This is a genomic window from Comamonadaceae bacterium OTU4NAUVB1, assembly GCA_024372625.1.
Classification (GTDB): domain Bacteria; phylum Pseudomonadota; class Gammaproteobacteria; order Burkholderiales; family Burkholderiaceae_C; genus Variovorax.
This window is the reverse complement of record CP099605.1, coordinates 3,130,941-3,148,794: the sequence shown is the minus strand read 5'-3', so window position 1 is coordinate 3,148,794 and position 17,854 is coordinate 3,130,941. Positions and strand designations below refer to the sequence as shown.

Genomic DNA, 17,854 nt, shown 5'->3' with positions numbered 1-17,854 from the left:
CGCTGCGACGGACGACGCCCATGAATTCCCAGACCGAGAAACTTCGCCTCGACGGCGCCGCCGGCGTCATCGAGGCGCTGCGCGACCGGCCGCCCGAGGGCACGCCCTCGCGCGGCGTCGCCGTCATCGCCCATCCGCATCCGCTGTTCGGCGGCACGATGGACAACAAGGTCGTGCAGACCCTGGCGCGCGCCTTCGTGTCCACCGGCTGGACGGCGGTGCGCTTCAACTTCCGGGGCGTCGGCGCCAGCGCAGGCACGCACGACGAGGGGCGCGGCGAGACCGAGGACTACCGTGGCGTCGTCGCGCAGGTCGCGCCGGACGGCGCGCTGGCCATCGCCGGCTTCTCCTTCGGCGCCTTCGTCGCGATCAACGCCCTGCAGACGCTGTGGGACGCGCGCGAGGTGCGCCAGATCGCGCTGGTGGGCGCCAGCGTCGCGCGCGTGGTCCCGCCGCCGCTGCCGGCCGACGCGCTGGAGCGCACGCTGGCCGTGCACGGCGAGGCCGACGACACGGTCGCGCTGTCGGCCCTCATGGACTGGGCGCGCCCGCAGTCACTTCCTGTCACAGTCGTCCCCGGGGGCGGTCATTTCTTTCACGGACAATTGCCGCTCCTCAAGAATCTCGTCGCCCGCCATCTCCGCGCGGGCTAGCTTTTCCGGTTTCTCCCCGCATCCCCATGAATCGTTTTTCCGACGCGCTGCGCGCGCTGATGCTGGCCGTCGCCGCGTCCCTCTGCATGCTGGCCGCCCATGCGCAGACCGTGCCCGTGCCGCCCGAGGTCGCCGCACGCAGCTACCTGCTGATGGACGTCACGGCCAACCAGCTGCTCGCGCAGAAGGACATCGACAGCCCGGTCGAGCCCGCTTCGCTGACCAAGCTGATGTCGGCCTATCTGGTGTTCGACGCCCTCAAGGCCAAGAAGCTGACGCTCGCGCAGACGCTGCCCGTGAGCCAGCGGGCCTGGAAGATGCCCGGCTCGCGCATGTTCATCGACCCGAAGATGCAGGTGCCGGTCGAGGACCTCATCAAGGGGCTGATCGTGCAGTCGGGCAACGACGCGACCGTGGCGCTGGCCGAGGGCGTGGCCGGCTCGGTCGAGCGCTTCGTGGAACTCATGAACGACCAGGCCAAGGTACTGGGCATGAAGAACACGGGCTACAAGAACCCCGAAGGCCTCACGGCCCCCGGCCACACGACCACGGCGCGCGACCTGAGCATCCTCGCGACCCGGCTGATGCGCGACTTCCCCGAATACGTCCACTACTACGCGATCAAGAAGTACCGCTATCCCGGCACGCCGTCGACCAACGACACCAACCGCAACCTGCTGCTGTTCCGCGACCCGACGGTCGACGGCCTGAAGACCGGCCACACCGATGCCGCGGGCTACTGCATGATCGTCACGGCCAAGCGCGACTTCCCCAACCTGGGCACGGGCGGCCGCCGCCTGCTGACCATCGTGCTGGGCACGTCGAGCGAGAACGCGCGCGCCAACGAATCGCAGAAGCTCCTGAACTGGGGCTACACCGCCTACGACGCCGTGCGCCTGTTCGAAGCCGGCCAGCCGGCGGCGACGCCGGCCGTGTGGAAGGGCAAGGCCGACACGCTCAAGCTCGGCCGGCCCGAAGCCATCGTCGTGGCCGTTCCGGCCGGCACCGCCGCCCGCATCAAGACCCAGATCGCCCGGCCGGATCCGCTGGTCGCGCCGTTCGCCAAGAACCAGAGCGTCGGCACGCTCAAGGTGATGCTGGGTGAGGAGCCGGTCACCGAGGTGCCCCTGGTCGCGCTCGACGCCGTCGAACAGGCCGGCATCCTGGGCCGCGCGTGGGACGCCATCCGCCTCTGGATCAAGTAGAGGAACGCGAAACAGGCGAGCCGCCCGCGCGCGGCTGCTATACTCGCGGGCTTTTCGGAAAAATTCCGAAGGGTTTCACGTTCTTGTCATTTCCCGGTTCCTCATGTCACGGTGAGGGTCGACGCCGGGATCGTTTTGGGATTCATTCATTCATGCCAACCATCAATCAACTGGTGCGTCAGGGTCGAACGGTCGAAAAGATCAACTCGAAGAGCCCTGCCATGCAGAACTCGCCGCAACGTCGCGGTGTCTGCACCCGCGTCTACACCACGACGCCCAAGAAGCCCAACTCGGCGCTCCGCAAGGTCGCCAAGGTCCGCCTGACCAACGGCTTCGAAGTCATCTCCTACATCGGCGGTGAAGGCCACAACCTGCAGGAACACAGCGTGGTGCTGGTCCGCGGCGGTCGTGTCAAGGACCTGCCCGGCGTGCGCTACCACATCGTGCGCGGTTCGCTCGACCTGCAAGGCGTGAAAGACCGCAAGCAGTCGCGTTCCAAGTACGGCGCGAAGCGCCCCAAGAAGGCTTAAGTCCTTCCGTTTCCATTCAGCGGTGTTCGGCGTGCCTTGGCGGGTGCATCGAACGAAGTGACCCGATCCTGGGTCGAGTAAGTGAGAGATCGATGTCGTCTCTCGCGGTGCCGAATCAGGCGCCAACTGAAGCAAAGAGGTTAGTAACATGCCACGTCGTCGCGAAGTCCCCAAACGTGAAATCCTGCCGGACCCGAAGTTCGGCAACATCGAGCTGTCCAAATTCATGAACGTGATCATGGAAGGCGGCAAGAAGGCTGTGGCCGAGCGCATCATCTATGGCGCGCTGGAGCAGATCGAGAAGAAGAACCCGGGCAAGGACCCGGTCGAAGCCTTCACCATGGCGATCAACAACGTCAAGCCGATGGTCGAAGTGAAGTCGCGCCGCGTCGGCGGCGCGAACTACCAGGTGCCCGTCGAGGTGCGTCCGGTCCGTCGTCTGGCGCTGTCGATGCGCTGGATCAAGGAAGCCGCCCGCAAGCGCGGCGAGAAGTCGATGGCCATGCGCCTGGCCAACGAACTCATGGAAGCCACGGAAGGCCGTGGCGGTGCCATGAAGAAGCGCGATGAAGTCCATCGCATGGCCGAGGCCAACAAGGCCTTCAGCCACTTCCGCTTCTAAAGAACCGTCTTAAAACAGACTGGCTGGAAGCCCGACCTGCCATGTGGCGGGCGGGCTTTCATCCGTTAATGGAGTAATTTTTCATGGCACGCAACACCCCCATCGAGCGCTACCGCAACATCGGCATCTCGGCGCACATCGACGCCGGCAAGACCACGACGACCGAGCGCATCCTGTTCTACACGGGCGTGAACCACAAGATCGGCGAAGTGCACGATGGCGCGGCCACCATGGACTGGATGGAGCAGGAGCAGGAGCGTGGCATCACGATCACCTCCGCCGCCACCACCTGTTTCTGGAAGGGCATGGCCGGCACGTTCCCCGAACACCGCATCAACATCATCGACACCCCCGGCCACGTCGACTTCACCATCGAAGTCGAGCGCTCGATGCGCGTTCTCGACGGCGCCGTCATGGTCTACGACGCCGTCGGCGGCGTGCAGCCCCAGTCGGAAACCGTCTGGCGCCAGGCCAACAAGTACAAGGTGCCCCGTCTCGCGTTCGTCAACAAGATGGACCGCACCGGCGCGAACTTCCTGCGCGTGCGCCAGATGATGATCGACCGCCTGAAGGCCAATCCGGTCGTGATCCAGATCCCGATCGGTGCCGAGGAGCGGTTCCAGGGCATCGTCGATCTCGTGAAGATGAAGGCCATCATCTGGGACGAGGACAAGGGCGTGACCTTCCAGTACGGCGAGATCCCGGCCGATCTGGTGGACGTCTGCAACGAATACCACGAGAAGCTCGTCGAGGCCGCCGCCGAGTCCAGCGAAGAGCTGATGAACAAGTACCTCGAAGGCGAGACGCTGACCGAGGCAGAGATCAAGACCGGCATCCGCCAGCGCACCATCGCCGGCGAGATCCAGCCGATGCTGTGCGGCTCGGCCTTCAAGAACAAGGGCGTGCAGGCCATGCTCGACGCGGTCATCGAATACATGCCCGCCCCGACCGACATTCCGCCCGTGGGCGGCACCGACGAGGACGAGGCGCCCGTGGTTCGCCAGGCCGACGACGGTGAGAAGTTCTCGGCCCTCGCGTTCAAGCTGATGACCGACCCGTTCGTCGGTCAGCTGACCTTCGTGCGCGTCTACTCCGGCGTGCTCAAGAAGGGCGACAGCGTCTACAACCCGGTGCGCGGCAAGAAGGAGCGCATCGGCCGGATCGTGCAGATGCACGCCAACAATCGCGAGGAAGTCAGCGAGATCCGCGCGGGCGACATCGCCGCCTGCGTGGGCCTGAAGGAAGTGACCACGGGCGAGACCCTGTGCGATCCGGCTGCGGTCGTCACGCTCGAGCGCATGGTGTTCCCGGAATCGGTGATCTCCCAGGCCGTCGAGCCCAAGACCAAGGTCGACCAGGAAAAGATGGGCATCGCGCTGCAGCGTTTGGCCCAGGAAGATCCGTCCTTCCGCGTGAAGACCGACGAGGAGTCCGGCCAGACCATCATCTCGGGCATGGGCGAGCTTCACCTGGAAATCATCGTCGATCGCATGAAGCGCGAGTTCGGCGTGGAAGCCAACGTTGGCAAGCCGCAGGTGGCCTATCGCGAAACCATCCGCAAGACGGTGGAAGACGCCGAAGGCAAGTTCGTGCGCCAGTCGGGCGGCAAGGGCCAGTACGGCCACGTCATCCTGAAGCTCGAACCGCAGGAAATGGGCAAGGGCTTCGAGTTCGTCGACGCCATCAAGGGCGGCGTGGTGCCGCGCGAGTACATCCCCGCGGTGGAGAAGGGCGTGATCGAGGCACTGGGCCAGGGCGTGCTCGCCGGCTACCCGGTGGTCGACGTCAAGGTCACGCTGCACTTCGGTTCGTACCACGACGTGGACTCGAACGAAATGGCGTTCAAGATGGCCGCGATCTTCGGTTTCAAGGAAGGCGCCCGCAAGGCCAGCCCCGTGATCCTGGAGCCGATGATGGCCGTGGAAGTCGAGACGCCCGAAGACTACGCCGGTAACGTGATGGGCGACCTGTCCAGCCGTCGCGGCATGGTGCAGGGCATGGACGACATGATCGGTGGCGGCAAGGCCATCAAGGCCGAAGTGCCGCTGTCGGAGATGTTCGGCTACTCCACCACGCTGCGTTCGATGTCGCAAGGCCGCGCCACGTACACGATGGAGTTCAAGCACTACGCCGAAGCGCCGCGCAACGTCGCCGAGGCGATCGTCGCCGCGCGCGCCAAGTAAGGCTCGTCCCAGGTCGCTCGCACCTGCGGGCGACCTCTCCTTTTGTCTGCGATCCGGTGCCACCTTGTTCCCGTGCGAGGTGAATCAGCAACCGGATGCAGACGTAAAACCAATACACGGGAACTGCTCTTTCCAAGGATTTGAAAAATGGCAAAAGGTAAATTCACCCGCACCAAGCCCCACGTGAACGTGGGCACGATCGGCCACGTGGACCATGGCAAGACGACGCTGACGGCGGCGATCGCGACGGTGCTGTCGGCGAAGTTCGGCGGTGAGGCCAAGGCCTACGACCAGATCGACGCGGCGCCCGAGGAGAAGGCGCGCGGCATCACGATCAACACCGCGCACGTCGAGTACGAGACGGCCAACCGTCACTACGCGCACGTGGACTGCCCGGGCCACGCCGACTACGTGAAGAACATGATCACCGGCGCCGCCCAGATGGACGGTGCGATCCTGGTGTGCTCGGCGGCCGACGGCCCGATGCCCCAGACGCGCGAGCACATCCTGCTGGCGCGCCAGGTGGGCGTGGGCTACATCATCGTGTTCCTGAACAAGTGCGACATGGTCGACGATGCCGAGCTGCTCGAGCTCGTCGAGATGGAAGTGCGCGAGCTGCTGGACAAGTACGACTTCCCCGGCGACGACACCCCGATCATCCACGGCTCGGCCAAGCTCGCCCTGGAAGGCGACAAGGGCAAGCTGGGCGAGGAGGCCATCATGAAGCTGGCCGAGGCGCTGGACACCTACATCCCGACGCCCGAGCGCGCCGTGGACGGCACGTTCCTGATGCCGGTGGAGGACGTGTTCTCGATCTCGGGTCGTGGCACGGTGGTCACCGGCGCGGTGGAGCGCGGCGTGATCAAGGTGGGCGAGGAAATCGAGATCGTGGGCATCCGCCCGACGGTCAAGACCATCTGCACGGGCGTGGAGATGTTCCGCAAGCTGCTCGACCAGGGTCAGGCCGGCGACAACGTGGGCGTGCTGCTGCGCGGCACGAAGCGCGAAGAAGTCGAGCGCGGCCAGGTGCTGTGCAAGCCCGGCTCGATCAAGCCGCACACGCACTTCACCGCCGAGGTGTACGTGCTGAGCAAGGACGAGGGTGGCCGTCACACGCCGTTCTTCAACAACTACCGCCCGCAGTTCTACTTCCGCACGACGGACGTGACCGGCGCGATCGAGCTGCCCCAGGACAAGGAGATGGTCATGCCCGGCGACAACGTCAGCATCACCGTCAAGCTCATCAACCCCATCGCCATGGAAGAAGGCCTGCGCTTCGCCATCCGCGAGGGTGGCCGCACCGTGGGTTCGGGCGTCGTCGCCAAGATCCTCGCCTGACCGCATCGCGAAGGACACACATCATGGCAACCAAGCAAAAGATCCGCATCCGTCTCAAGGCCTTCGATTACAAGCTGATCGATCAATCCGCCGCCGAGATCGTCGACACCGCCAAGCGCACCGGCGCCATCGTCAAGGGCCCCGTGCCTTTGCCGACGCGCATGAAGCGTTTCGACATCCTGCGTTCGCCGCACGTCAACAAGACGTCGCGCGACCAGCTCGAGATCCGCACGCACCAGCGTCTGATGGACATCGTCGACCCGACCGACAAGACCGTCGACGCGCTGATGAAGCTCGATCTGCCGGCTGGCGTCGACGTCGAGATCAAGCTGCAGTAAGCGCGCCGGGCGTCCGGAGCCCCTCAGCGCCCGCCGGCTTCCAAGCCGGCGGGCTTTTTGTTGCCTTGCGCCGCTGCATGCTTGCAGCATATAATCATCGGCTCCGCCCGATTTGCGCCTCCACGGCGCTTTTCTGGCTGGGTCTTAAATCAACCTTTCCTCGCACACCAAACGCTGTCGCCAATTGAAGTGGCAGCGGCGAGGCAAGTCTTCCATTTTTTGGAGAAAACAAATGAGTCTGAGCAACTCCCTCGGGTTGCTGGGCCGCAAGGTGGGGATGATGCGTCTCTTCACCGATGACGGGGACGCAGTTCCTGTCACGGTGGTGGATGTGTCCAACAACCGCGTGACCCAGATCAAATCGCAAGAAACCGACGGCTACGACGCACTTCAGGTGACGTTCGGCTCGCGCAAGGCATCGCGCGTGACCAAGCCGCAGGCTGGCCATCTCGCCAAGGCGGGCGTGGAAGCCGGTGAAATCATCCAGGAATTCCGCGTGACCGCCGACACGGCCGGTCAGCACAAGGCCGGTGGCGTGATCGCCGCAGGCAGCGTGTTCGCGGTCGGTCAGAAGGTGGACGTGCAAGGCACCTCCATCGGCAAGGGATTCGCGGGCACCATCAAGCGCCACAACATGAGCTCGCAGCGCGCGTCGCACGGCAACAGCCGTTCGCACAACGTGCCGGGTTCGATCGGCATGGCGCAGGATCCGGGTCGTGTGTTCCCTGGCAAGCGGATGACGGGCCACCTCGGCGACGTCACCGTGACCACGCAGAACCTCGACGTCTTCCGCATCGACGAAGCACGTCAACTGCTGTTGATCAAGGGCGCGATTCCGGGTTCGAAGGGTGGCTTCGTCACCGTTCGCCCCGCTGTCAAGGCCAAGCCGCAAGCGGCTGAAGGAGCGAAGTAATGGAACTCGAACTCCTGAACGACCAAGGCCAGGCCGCGTCCAAGTACGACGCTCCCGAAACCGTGTTCGGTCGTGACTACAACGAAGATCTGGTCCACCAGATCGTCGTCGCCTTCCAGGCGAATGCGCGCCAGGGCACTCGCGCCCAGAAGGACCGCGAACAGGTCCATCACTCGACCAAGAAGCCTTTCAAGCAAAAGGGAACGGGCCGTGCCCGCGCCGGCATGACCTCCTCGCCCCTGTGGCGTGGCGGCGGCCGGATCTTCCCGAACATGCCCGACGAGAATTTCGCGCAGAAGATCAACAAGAAGATGTACCGCGCCGGCATGGCCGCCATCTTCTCGCAGCTCGCTCGCGAAGGCCGTCTGGCCGTGGTCGATTCCTTCAAGGTGGACTCGCCCAAGACCAAGCCGCTCGCGGCAAAGTTCAAGGCGCTCAATCTCGAGTCCGTGCTCGTGATCGCCGAGGAAGTCGACGAGAACCTGTACCTCGCCTCGCGCAACCTGGTGAACGTTCTGGTGGTCGAGCCGCGCTACGCCGATCCGGTGTCGTTGGTGCACTACAAGAAGGTGATCGTCACCAAGGGTGCCGTCGACAAGCTCAAGGAGATGTTCGCATGAGCCGCATGAATCCTACGCCGGCCTTCCGTTCACAGTTCGCCGAAGGGCGTCTGATGGCCGTGCTGGTCGCGCCGATCGTGTCCGAAAAGGCCACGATGGTCGGCGAGAAGTCCAATGCCGTCACCTTCAAGGTGCTGCAGGACGCCACCAAGCCCGAGATCAAGGCCGCCGTCGAACTGATGTTCAAGGTCGAAGTCCAGGGTGTCTCGGTGCTCAACACCAAGGGCAAGGCCAAGCGTTTCGGCAAGTCCATGGGTCGTCGCGACAACGTTCGCAAGGCCTATGTCACGCTGAAGCCGGGCCAGGAGCTCAACCTCGTCGGGGAAGGCGCTTAATCATGGCTGTCATCAAGCTGAAACCCACTTCGCCGGGCCAACGCGGCACGGTGAAGGTGTCGCGCGACCACCTGTTCAAGGGTGCTCCGCACGCGGCGCTGCTGGAACCCCAGTTCCAGAAGGCAGGCCGCAACAACAATGGCCACATCACGACCCGTCACCGGGGCGGTGGTCACAAGCACCACTACCGCGTGGTCGATTTCGTGCGCAACAAGGACGGCATCCCGGCCAAGGTCGAGCGCATCGAGTACGACCCGAACCGCACCGCGCACATCGCGCTGGTGTGCTACGCCGATGGCGAGCGCCGCTACATCATCGCCCCGCGCGGTCTGGAAGCCGGTGCGACGCTGCTGAGCGGTTCGGAAGCCCCGATCCGCGCCGGCAACACGCTGCCCATCCGCAACATCCCCGTGGGTTCGACCATCCATTGCATCGAACTGCAGCCCGGCAAGGGCGCGCAGATCGCTCGTTCGGCCGGTACCTCGGCGACGCTGCTGGCACGCGAAGGCGTCTATGCCCAGGTGCGCATGCGCTCGGGTGAAGTGCGCCGCATCCACGTCGAATGCCGCGCCACGATCGGTGAAGTGGCCAACGAAGAGCACAGCCTGCGCCAGTTGGGCAAGGCCGGTGTGAAGCGTCACATGGGCATCCGTCCGACCGTTCGCGGTGTGGTGATGAACCCGGTCGACCACCCGCACGGTGGTGGCGAGGGCAAGACCGGCGAAGGCCGTCATCCGGTCGACCCGTGGGGCAACCTCACCAAGGGCTATCGCACCCGTAACAACAAGCGCACGCAGGTCTTCATCGTGTCGCGTCGCAAGAAATAAGGGGATAGCACATGACTCGCTCTCTCAAGAAGGGTCCTTTCGTCGATCACCACCTGGTGGCCAAGGCCGACAAGGCCGTGACGAACAAGGACAAGAAGCCGATCAAGACCTGGTCGCGTCGCTCGATGGTCCTGCCCGAGTTCATCGGACTGACCATTGCCGTGCACAACGGCAAGCAGCACGTGCCCGTGTACATCACCGACCAGATGGTCGGTCACAAGCTCGGCGAATTTGCGCTCACGCGCACGTTCAAGGGGCACCCCGCGGACAAGAAAGTCCAGAAGAAGTAAGGAACGACCATGTCTGAAACACGTGCAGTCCTCCGCGGTGTCCGCCTCTCGGTCGACAAGGGCCGTCTGGTGGCCGATCTGATCCGCGGCAAGAAGGTCGATCAAGCGCTCAACGTCCTGCAGTTCACGCAGAAGAAGGCCGCTGTGATCATCAAGAAGGTGCTCGAGTCGGCCATCGCCAATGCCGAGCACAACGACGGTGCCGACATCGACGAACTGAAGGTCAAGACCATCTACGTCGAGCAAGGTGCCACGCTCAAGCGCTTCACTGCTCGCGCCAAGGGTCGCGGCAACCGCATCAGCAAGCCCACGTGCCATGTGTACGTGACGGTTGGCAACTAAAAGGCCGGAAGACTATGGGACAGAAAATCCACCCCACCGGCTTCCGCCTTGCGGTCAGCCGCAATTGGTCCAGCCGCTGGTATGCCAGCAACAAGGACTTCGCCGGCATGCTGGCCGAAGACATCAAGGTGCGCGAGTACCTGAAGAAGAAGCTCAAGAACGCATCGGTTTCCCGCGTGCTGATCGAGCGTCCCGCCAAGAATGCGCGCATCACCATCTACTCGGCACGTCCGGGCGTGGTGATCGGCAAGAAGGGCGAAGACATCGAGAACCTCAAGCGCGAACTCGGCAAGCAGCTGGGCGTGCCGGTCGCGGTCAACATCGAGGAAGTGCGCAAGCCTGAAATCGATGCCAAGCTGATCGCCGACAGCATCACGCAACAGCTCGAGAAGCGGATCATGTTCCGTCGCGCCATGAAGCGTGCGATGCAGAACGCCATGCGTCTGGGTGCCCAGGGCATCAAGATCATGTCGTCGGGCCGCCTGAACGGCATCGAGATCGCGCGTTGCGAGTGGTACCGCGAAGGTCGCGTGCCGCTTCACACCCTGCGCGCCGACATCGACTACGGCACTTCGGAAGCGAAGACGACCTACGGCGTCATCGGCGTCAAGGTCTGGGTCTACAAGGGCGACACGCTGGGTCGCAACGACCTGCCCGCCGTGGAGACGCCGCGTCCCGACGACGAGCGTCGTCCCCGTGGTCCGCGCCGTGATGGTCGCCCGGGTGGCGATCGTCCGGGTTCGGACCGCCGCGGCCCCGGCCCGCGTGCCGGTGCCCGTGGACCCATGGGTGGCAACCATGCCCCGGCCGACGGCAGCGACAAGCCTGCCGAAGCCACCGGTGGCGCGCCTTCCCTCGGTGCAGACTCGAAACCCGCCGTTAAGCGCGTCCGCAAAGCCGCGCCAGCTGCAGCAGCTGACGGTGCCAAGACCGAGTGATCGGTCTTAGAACTACGGAGTAAACAACATGCTGCAACCTGCACGCAGAAAGTTCCGCAAGGAACAAAAGGGTCGCAACACCGGTGTTGCGACGACTGGCAATTCGGTCGCCTTCGGCGATTTCGGCCTCAAATGCACCGATCGCGGCCGCCTGACGGCACGTCAGCTCGAAGCCGCGCGTCGCGCGATTTCGCGTCACGTCAAGCGCGGTGGTCGCATCTGGATTCGCGTGTTCCCCGACAAGCCGATCTCCACCAAGCCCGCCGAAGTGCGGATGGGTAACGGCAAGGGCAACCCCGAGTACTACGTCGCGGAAATCCAGCCGGGCAAGATCGTGTTCGAGATCGTCGGCGTCCCCGAGGAACTCGCTCGCGAAGCCTTCCGCCTGGCGGCTGCCAAGCTGCCTCTGCGTACCACCTTCGTCGCGCGCCAGCTCGGCACCTGATCGAGGAGAAAACTCATGGCACTACGCAAGAAGAAGGACGCCGCGGCCCAGCCGGCCAAGGTGTCGAAGGCCGCCGCGCTGCGCGACAAGGACGTCGCCGGTCTCACGACGGAAATCAAGGATCTGCAGAAGGCCCATTTCGGCCTGCGCATGCAGAAGGCCACGCAACAGCTGACGAACACGTCGACGCTGCGTGTCACGCGCCGCGACATCGCGCGCGCCAAGACCATTCTTGCTCAGAAGCAGCAAGAAACCCAAGCCGCCAAGTAAGGAGTGAACATGACGGAAGCTAAAAAATCCCTCAAGCGCACCTTGATCGGCAAGGTGGTCAGCGACAAGCGTGAGAAGACCGTGACCGTGCTGGTCGAGCGTCGTGTGAAGCACGAGCTCTACGGCAAGATCGTGGCCAAGACGAGCAAGTACCACGCGCACGACGAAAATGGTGAATACCATCTCGGCGATACCATCGAGATCACCGAAAGCCGGCCGATCTCCAAGACCAAGAACTGGGTCGTGACCCGTCTGGTCGAGAAGGCCGCACTGGTCTGATCCTGGCGCCTGTCGCCTCTTCGCAAACGGCCCACAATGTGGGCCGTTTTCGTTTCTACGGTTCTCAAGCTTCCCTTCTCATTTCTTCGGAGTCCAACCATGATCAAGATCGGTGAATCCCTTCCGTCCGTCACGTTGCAGGAATACTCGGAGGTCGATGGAGAGGCCTGCAGCATCGGCCCCAACCCGGTCGACGTGACGGCCGCCGCAGCGGGAAAGACCATCGCGTTGTTTGCCTTGCCGGGCGCGTTCACGCCGACCTGTTCGGCCAAGCACGTGCCGGGTTACGTCAAGCATTTCGATGATTTCAAGGCGGCCGGCGTGGACGAGATCTGGTGTCTGAGCGTCAACGACGCCTTCGTCATGGGTGCTTGGGCGCGCGATCAGCAGACGGGAACGAAGGTGCGCATGCTGGCGGACGGCAGCGGCGAATTCGCACGGGCGACCGGGTTGACGCTCGACCTGTCGGCGCGCGGGATGGGCGTGCGCAGCACGCGCTATTCGATGCTGGTGAAGGATGGAAAGGTCGCCACGCTCAACGTCGAAGCGCCCGGAAAGTTCGAGATCAGCAACGCCGAGACCCTGCTCGCACAGGCCCGGGACTGAGGTTCGTGCGTCCGGCCCCGCCGGTTTCCCCTGAGGTCTAGAGATCGGCCTTGAGGTAGTGCGAGCCGGCGATCGGGTTGTGGTAGTAGGGCGGCACGGCCTCGAAGCCGAGGTCCTCGTAGAGTGCGCGCGCGGACTCCATGTCGTCGAGCGTGTCGAGCAACACGCAGCCGTAGCCGACATGCCGGGCGGCGTCCAGGACGGCCTCGGCCAGTTGCCGTCCCAGGCCAAGACCGCGGAACGCCGGCCTGACGTAGAGGCGCTTCATCTCCGCCGCGTTCGGGTAGTCCACGGCATCGAGCGGGCGCAGGGCGCAACAGCCCGCGATCCAGGCCGTCCGGCCACCCGCGATCGTCAACCCGTCGTGCGGCATCGCGTCTCGGGGGTCGGTCGCTGCGCCTTCCGCGTGGCCTTTCCGGTCAACCTCCACCAACGCCAGGAACAGCCTGCCGCGCGGTTCGGCGTAGTCTCCCGGCAGCGAGGCGAGCTCTTCCTCGAAATCCTGGAAGCCGAGATCGATGCCCACGGCATCGGCATAGTCGCGGAACAGGCGGCGGGTCGCCTCCAGTTCGTGTGCCTCGACCGGCTGGAAGAGCACCACGAAGGGAGCGTCCGACCGGGGCAGGGGACGGGAGTGGGTGACGTTCATGTCGGACACCGGATCGTCGGCCACATCGATGCAACCCCCGTCGCGCCAGTGATGCTCAGGCTTCGGCGAGCAGTCTTTCGATGAGCCGATGCAATTCCGCGAAATCGGGCTCGCCGACATAGCGTTTCACGATCCGGCCGCGCTTGTCCACGATGTAGGTCGTCGGCGTGAGCGCCACGTCGCCCCATGCCTTGGCGACGGCGCCGGTGTTGTCGATGGCGACGCCGAACGGCAGCTTGCGCGTTTCGGCAAAGTTCACCACGTAGCTCGGCGGGTCGTAGCTCATGGCGACGGCCAAGGTGTCATAGCCTCGGGCCTTGTACTTGTCGTGGGTGGCAATAATGCGGGGCATCTCCGCCACGCAGGTCACGCAGCTGGTGGCCCAGAAGTTCACGAGCGTGACCTTGCCCTTGAGGTCCTCGGTCGATGTCGTGCGACCGTCGAGCAGCACGAAGGTCGACGCCGGTGCCGCGGACGCGCCCGTGCCCAGGTAGACGGCCGCTCCGCCCGCCAAGGCGATCGCGAGGGCAACGACAGGAAACATTTTTTTCATGGGGACCGATCGATGAAGCGACGAAATTTTAATTCCGCCATCCTGGCCCTTCCAGGGGGGTTGGCATGGATGACCCTGCAGCAGGCCCATGCGCTGTCGCTGGGCGACCTGAGCGGCGGCGAGGCCGCCAGCGGCATCAAGGCGGCGCTGGAGAAAGGCGCCACGGTGGCGGTGGGACTGCTGGGCCGGCCCGATGGCTTCCTGGGCAATCCGCGCGTGCGCATTCCGCTGCCAGGCTACCTTGAGAAGGCGACCCAGATGCTGCGCATGGTGGGACAGGGCGGACGCATCGACGAGCTGGTGACCGCCATGAACCGCGCTGCCGAACAGGCGGTGCCGGCGTCGAAGGACCTGCTGATCGCCGCCGTGCGCGGCATGAGCGTGTCCGACGCCAAGGGCATCCTGACGGGCGGCGACACCTCGGTCACGCAGTTCTTCGTCGGCAAGACGCGCGCGCCGCTGACCGAGCGTTTCCTGCCCATCGTGACCACCGCCACCGCCCGCGTGCAGCTGGCCGACAAGTACAACGCGATCGCCGCCAAGGCCTCCGGCCTGGGCCTGATGAAATCGGAGGACGCCAACGTCCAGCGCTACGTCACGGGCAAGTCGCTCGACGGGCTCTATCTGATCATCGGCGACGAGGAGCGCAAGCTCCGGCAGGACCCGGTGGGCAGCGGCAGCGCGATCCTGCAGAAGGTGTTCGGCGCACTGCGTTGAGAGGCTGCCTGCCGCCATGTCGCCGTTTCGCATGCACCGTCGCCGCGCCATCGTCGCGATCGCCCTGGCGTGCCTGGCCACGGCCTGCACGCCCACCTTCAACTGGCGCGAAGTGCCCGTGGGCGACGGTGACCTGACCGTGCTGCTGCCGTGCAAGCCCGATCGTGCCGAACGCATGTTGCCGCTCGGGGCCGAATCGGTGCGCATCGACATGGCCGGCTGCGAAGCCGGCGGCGTCACCTTCGCGGTCGCGCATGCCGAGGCTTCCGGGCCGGCGCAGGCCTCGGCCTGGCTCGACGCCTGGCGCCAGTCGACGCGCGGCCGGCTCGCGGATCGCGCAGCGACCGAAAGCGTCGCTTCGCTGCCGCGCGCGGCAGCCGCGCCGGCGCCGCTGCGGCTGGAGGCGGCGGCTGGGGAGGACGCCGTCCGGTCCCCTCCCACGCGGGTCCTGTGGTTCGCGCGCCAGCACGCGCGAGGCGTGTCGCTCTACCAGGCCACGGCCGTCGGACGCCCCTCGTCGCCCGAGGCGCTGGACACGTTCTTCGAAGGCCTGCGCCTGCCGTGAGGGATGTGCCGCGGTGTGCCGGGCCGGTGCGACAAGCTCGCATAATCGACCTCCCACCCATTCGTCCCGCATGAACAGCATCCTCATCATCGCCCACGCGCCGCTGGCCAGTGCCTTGCGGGCGTGCGCGCTGCATGTCTTTCCCGACGCCTCGATCGTCTCCGCGCTCGATGTGCTGCCCCACGTGTCGCCGGAGGAGACGCTTGCCACCGCGCGCATCATGGTCGATCAGATGAAGCGGACCCCGAGCCACAACGTGCTGGTGCTGGCCGACGTCTTCGGCGCGACGCCCTGCAACGTGGCGCAGAAGCTGGTCGCCGGCGAGCACATGAGGATGGTGGTCGGCGTGAACCTGCCCATGCTGATGTGCGTGGCGAACAAGCCCGACATCGCGTTCGACGTGCTGGTGGAACGCGCGATGCGTGGCGGTCAGGATGGCGTCATGACGGTGGCGGCGACCGCGCCCCAGAACCAGTCCAAGAGAAAACCCAGTGATCAAGACATCCGTGACCATCAGCAATAAGCTGGGCCTGCACGCGCGCGCGTCGGCCAAGCTCACCAAGCTCGCCGGCAGCTTTCCGTGCGAAGTCTGGATCTCGCGTGGCGAGCGCCGGGTCAACGCCAAGAGCATCATGGGCGTCATGATGCTGGCCGCGGGCATGGGGACCGTGGTGCAGTTCGACACCGAGGGCGACCAGGCGCAGCAGGCCATGGACGCGCTGGTGGCCCTGGTCAACGACAAGTTCGGCGAAGGCGAGTGATGGCCGATCGCCGCCCGGGGACTTCGGCGGTGGGCGCATGACCTTCTCCATCCACGGCCTTCCGGTCGCGCGCGGCATCGCCATCGGGCGGGCGGTGCTGGTGGTGTCCAGCCGCATCGACGTCGCCCACTACTTCATCAAGCCCGAGGAGGTCGAGGCCGAGATCGACCGCGTGCGCACCGCGCGCAACGCCGTCGCCGACGAGCTGACGCGGCTGCAGGGCAGCGTGGCGCTGATGGGCCCGAACGACGCGCCGCACGAACTCGCGGCGTTGCTGGAGGTGCACCAGATGCTGCTGCAGGACGAGGCCCTCGCCGGCGGCGTCAAGCAGTGGATCACGGGCCGCCTCTACAACGCCGAATGGGCGCTGACGACCCAGCTGGAGGTCATCGCCCGCCAGTTCGACGAGATGGAGGACGAGTACCTGCGCGAGCGCAAGGCCGACCTCGAACAGGTCGTCGAGCGCATGCTGCACCGCATGAAGGGCACTGCCGCCGTGCTGGCGCCGTCGCCGCCGCCGCGCAGGAAGCGCGCGGCCCTGGCCGCGCACGAGGACGACGACGACACCCCGCACGACCCGACCTCGATCGACGGCGTCGACGTGCCGCTGGTGCTGATCGCGCACGACCTCTCGCCGGCCGACATGCTGCAGTTCAAGAAGAGCGTGTTCGCCGGCTTCGTCACCGACGTGGGCGGACGCACCTCGCACACGGCGATCGTCGCGCGCAGCATGGACATCCCGGCGGTGGTGGGCGCGCGCACGGCGAGCCAGCTGGTGCGCCAGGACGACTGGGTCATCATCGACGGCGATGCCGGCGTGGTGATCGTCGATCCCTCGCCCATCATCCTGGCCGAGTACGGCTTCAAGCAGCGCCAGGGCGACCTCGAACGCGGCCGGCTCTCGCGCCTGCGCCACAAGCCCGCCGTCACGCTCGACGGCGAGCGCGTCGAACTGCTGGCCAACATCGAGCTGCCCGACGACACGGCCGGGGCGGTCAGGGCCGGTGCCGCCGGCGTCGGGCTGTTCCGCAGCGAGTTCCTGTTCATGGGGCGCGAGGCGCAGCACCTCACCCGGCTGCCCGACGAGGAGGAGCAGTACCTCGCCTACCGACGCGCGATCGAAGGCATGCAGGGCATGCCGGTCACGATCCGCACCATCGACATCGGCGCCGACAAGCCACTCGACGGCAAGACGGCACGCCAGGAGCACCTGAACCCGGCGCTGGGCCTGCGCGCGATCCGCTGGAGCCTGGCCGATCCGGCGATGTTCCTCACGCAGCTGCGCGCCATCCTGCGCGCGGCCGCGCACGGCGGCGTCCACCTGCTCATCCCGATGCTCGCGCACGCCTTCGAGATCCGCCAGACGCTGGTGCTCATCGACGAGGCGCGCGCCCAGCTGGACCGCCGGGGCATGGCGCACGGGCCGGTGAAGCTCGGCGCGATGATCGAGATCCCGGCCGCGGCGCTGATGGTCGGAACGTTTCTCCGGCACTTCGACTTCCTGTCGATCGGCACCAACGACCTGATCCAGTACACGCTGGCCATCGACCGCACCGACGAATCGGTCGCGCACCTCTACGACCCGGCCCACCCGGCGGTGCTGCGTCTGGTGGCCGACACCATCGCCGAGTGCCGCCGCCAGGGCAAGAGCGTGAGCGTGTGCGGCGAGATGGCCGGCGACGTGACCTTCACGCGGCTGCTGCTGGGGCTGGGCCTGCGCAGCTTTTCCATGCACCCCTCGCGCATCCTGGCCGTGAAGCAGGAGGTGCTGCGCGCGGACACGACCAAGCTCGCGCCCTGGGCGCAGGCGGTGCTGGTGGCGGACGACCCGGCCGAAGCGCTGCTCCCGAGCGTCCAGGCCTGAGGCCGGAAGCA

General features: G+C 65.6%; 25 protein-coding genes. 23 read left to right on the top strand and 2 right to left on the bottom strand.

The genetic code is table 11. The features are described 5' to 3' along the window. Positions 1-20 precede the first annotated feature (20 nt). From NF681_18240 to NF681_18155, 18 genes are all read left to right on the top strand, one after another. Positions 21-653 (top strand): alpha/beta hydrolase, encoded by a 633-nt coding sequence (locus NF681_18240; protein ID UST54181.1) that lies wholly within the window; start codon positions 21-23, stop codon positions 651-653. Between the two features lie 26 nt (positions 654-679). Continuing rightward, a complete protein-coding gene (locus tag NF681_18235; GenBank protein UST54180.1) occupies positions 680-1,858 on the top strand; it encodes a D-alanyl-D-alanine carboxypeptidase in 1,179 nt (392 codons plus the stop codon). A gap of 152 nt (positions 1,859-2,010) precedes the next feature. Next, a complete protein-coding gene (gene rpsL / locus NF681_18230) occupies positions 2,011-2,388 on the top strand; it encodes a 30S ribosomal protein S12 (protein UST54179.1) in 378 nt (125 codons plus the stop codon). 148 nt (positions 2,389-2,536) lie between these two features. Beyond that, complete coding sequence (rpsG, locus tag NF681_18225) at positions 2,537-3,010, top strand: 30S ribosomal protein S7 (protein UST54178.1); 474 nt, start codon at positions 2,537-2,539, stop codon at positions 3,008-3,010. 83 nt (positions 3,011-3,093) lie between these two features. Further along, positions 3,094-5,193 carry an elongation factor G gene (gene fusA, locus NF681_18220; protein ID UST54177.1) on the top strand — a complete coding sequence of 700 codons (2,100 nt, stop codon included), beginning with the start codon at positions 3,094-3,096 and terminating at the stop codon, positions 5,191-5,193. A 147-nt stretch (positions 5,194-5,340) separates the two neighbouring features. After that, positions 5,341-6,531 (top strand): elongation factor Tu, encoded by a 1,191-nt coding sequence (gene tuf / locus NF681_18215; protein UST54176.1) that lies wholly within the window; start codon positions 5,341-5,343, stop codon positions 6,529-6,531. Between the two features lie 23 nt (positions 6,532-6,554). Further along, on the top strand, positions 6,555-6,869 hold the full coding sequence (gene rpsJ / locus NF681_18210; protein ID UST54175.1) for a 30S ribosomal protein S10: 315 nt from the start codon (positions 6,555-6,557) through the stop codon (positions 6,867-6,869). 232 nt (positions 6,870-7,101) lie between these two features. Next, a complete protein-coding gene (rplC, locus tag NF681_18205; protein ID UST54174.1) occupies positions 7,102-7,782 on the top strand; it encodes a 50S ribosomal protein L3 in 681 nt (226 codons plus the stop codon). After that, on the top strand, positions 7,782-8,402 hold the full coding sequence (rplD, locus tag NF681_18200) for a 50S ribosomal protein L4 (protein ID UST54173.1): 621 nt from the start codon (positions 7,782-7,784) through the stop codon (positions 8,400-8,402). Before rplC ends, rplD begins: the two co-directional genes overlap by 1 nt. After that, on the top strand, positions 8,399-8,737 hold the full coding sequence (rplW, locus tag NF681_18195) for a 50S ribosomal protein L23 (protein UST54172.1): 339 nt from the start codon (positions 8,399-8,401) through the stop codon (positions 8,735-8,737). Before rplD ends, rplW begins: the two co-directional genes overlap by 4 nt. Before the next feature lie 2 nt (positions 8,738-8,739). Next, positions 8,740-9,564, top strand: coding sequence for a 50S ribosomal protein L2 (gene rplB / locus NF681_18190; protein UST54171.1), 825 nt, complete (start codon positions 8,740-8,742; stop codon positions 9,562-9,564). 11 nt (positions 9,565-9,575) lie between these two features. After that, positions 9,576-9,854: a 30S ribosomal protein S19 gene (gene rpsS, locus NF681_18185; GenBank protein ID UST54170.1), complete on the top strand. Its 279-nt coding sequence runs from the start codon at positions 9,576-9,578 to the stop codon at positions 9,852-9,854. Between the two features lie 9 nt (positions 9,855-9,863). Beyond that, the gene (gene rplV / locus NF681_18180) at positions 9,864-10,196 is read left to right on the top strand and encodes a 50S ribosomal protein L22 (protein ID UST54169.1); all 333 of its coding nucleotides are present in this window, start codon (positions 9,864-9,866) and stop codon (positions 10,194-10,196) included. A 14-nt stretch (positions 10,197-10,210) separates the two neighbouring features. Next, on the top strand, positions 10,211-11,134 hold the full coding sequence (gene rpsC, locus NF681_18175; GenBank protein UST55837.1) for a 30S ribosomal protein S3: 924 nt from the start codon (positions 10,211-10,213) through the stop codon (positions 11,132-11,134). Positions 11,135-11,162: 28 nt separating this feature from the next. Further along, the gene (gene rplP / locus NF681_18170) at positions 11,163-11,579 is read left to right on the top strand and encodes a 50S ribosomal protein L16 (GenBank protein UST54168.1); all 417 of its coding nucleotides are present in this window, start codon (positions 11,163-11,165) and stop codon (positions 11,577-11,579) included. Between the two features lie 60 nt (positions 11,580-11,639). Next, positions 11,640-11,849, top strand: coding sequence for a 50S ribosomal protein L29 (gene rpmC / locus NF681_18165; protein UST55836.1), 210 nt, complete (start codon positions 11,640-11,642; stop codon positions 11,847-11,849). 9 nt (positions 11,850-11,858) lie between these two features. Further along, positions 11,859-12,128 (top strand): 30S ribosomal protein S17, encoded by a 270-nt coding sequence (gene rpsQ / locus NF681_18160; GenBank protein UST54167.1) that lies wholly within the window; start codon positions 11,859-11,861, stop codon positions 12,126-12,128. Positions 12,129-12,227: 99 nt separating this feature from the next. Beyond that, the gene (locus NF681_18155; protein UST55835.1) at positions 12,228-12,734 is read left to right on the top strand and encodes a peroxiredoxin; all 507 of its coding nucleotides are present in this window, start codon (positions 12,228-12,230) and stop codon (positions 12,732-12,734) included. Between the two features lie 37 nt (positions 12,735-12,771). Here NF681_18155 and NF681_18150 read toward each other — a convergent pair whose 3' ends face one another. Both NF681_18150 and NF681_18145 read right to left on the bottom strand, forming a co-directional pair. Then, a complete protein-coding gene (locus tag NF681_18150; protein UST54166.1) occupies positions 12,772-13,383 on the bottom strand; it encodes a GNAT family N-acetyltransferase in 612 nt (203 codons plus the stop codon). Positions 13,384-13,438: 55 nt separating this feature from the next. Continuing rightward, positions 13,439-13,936, bottom strand: coding sequence for a TlpA family protein disulfide reductase (locus NF681_18145; protein UST54165.1), 498 nt, complete (start codon positions 13,934-13,936; stop codon positions 13,439-13,441). 12 nt (positions 13,937-13,948) lie between these two features. Here NF681_18145 and NF681_18140 point away from each other — a divergent pair, with 12 nt between their 5' ends. From NF681_18140 to ptsP, 5 genes are all read left to right on the top strand, one after another. Next, complete coding sequence (locus tag NF681_18140) at positions 13,949-14,653, top strand: DUF4197 domain-containing protein (GenBank protein ID UST54164.1); 705 nt, start codon at positions 13,949-13,951, stop codon at positions 14,651-14,653. 16 nt (positions 14,654-14,669) lie between these two features. Beyond that, positions 14,670-15,218 (top strand): hypothetical protein, encoded by a 549-nt coding sequence (locus NF681_18135; protein UST54163.1) that lies wholly within the window; start codon positions 14,670-14,672, stop codon positions 15,216-15,218. A 70-nt stretch (positions 15,219-15,288) separates the two neighbouring features. After that, the gene (locus NF681_18130; GenBank protein ID UST54162.1) at positions 15,289-15,741 is read left to right on the top strand and encodes a PTS fructose transporter subunit IIA; all 453 of its coding nucleotides are present in this window, start codon (positions 15,289-15,291) and stop codon (positions 15,739-15,741) included. Continuing rightward, complete coding sequence (locus tag NF681_18125; protein UST54161.1) at positions 15,710-15,979, top strand: HPr family phosphocarrier protein; 270 nt, start codon at positions 15,710-15,712, stop codon at positions 15,977-15,979. The genes NF681_18130 and NF681_18125 overlap by 32 nt, the downstream gene beginning before the upstream one ends. 37 nt (positions 15,980-16,016) lie before the next feature. Then, positions 16,017-17,843 (top strand): phosphoenolpyruvate--protein phosphotransferase, encoded by a 1,827-nt coding sequence (ptsP, locus tag NF681_18120; protein ID UST54160.1) that lies wholly within the window; start codon positions 16,017-16,019, stop codon positions 17,841-17,843. Positions 17,844-17,854: the final 11 nt, after the last annotated feature.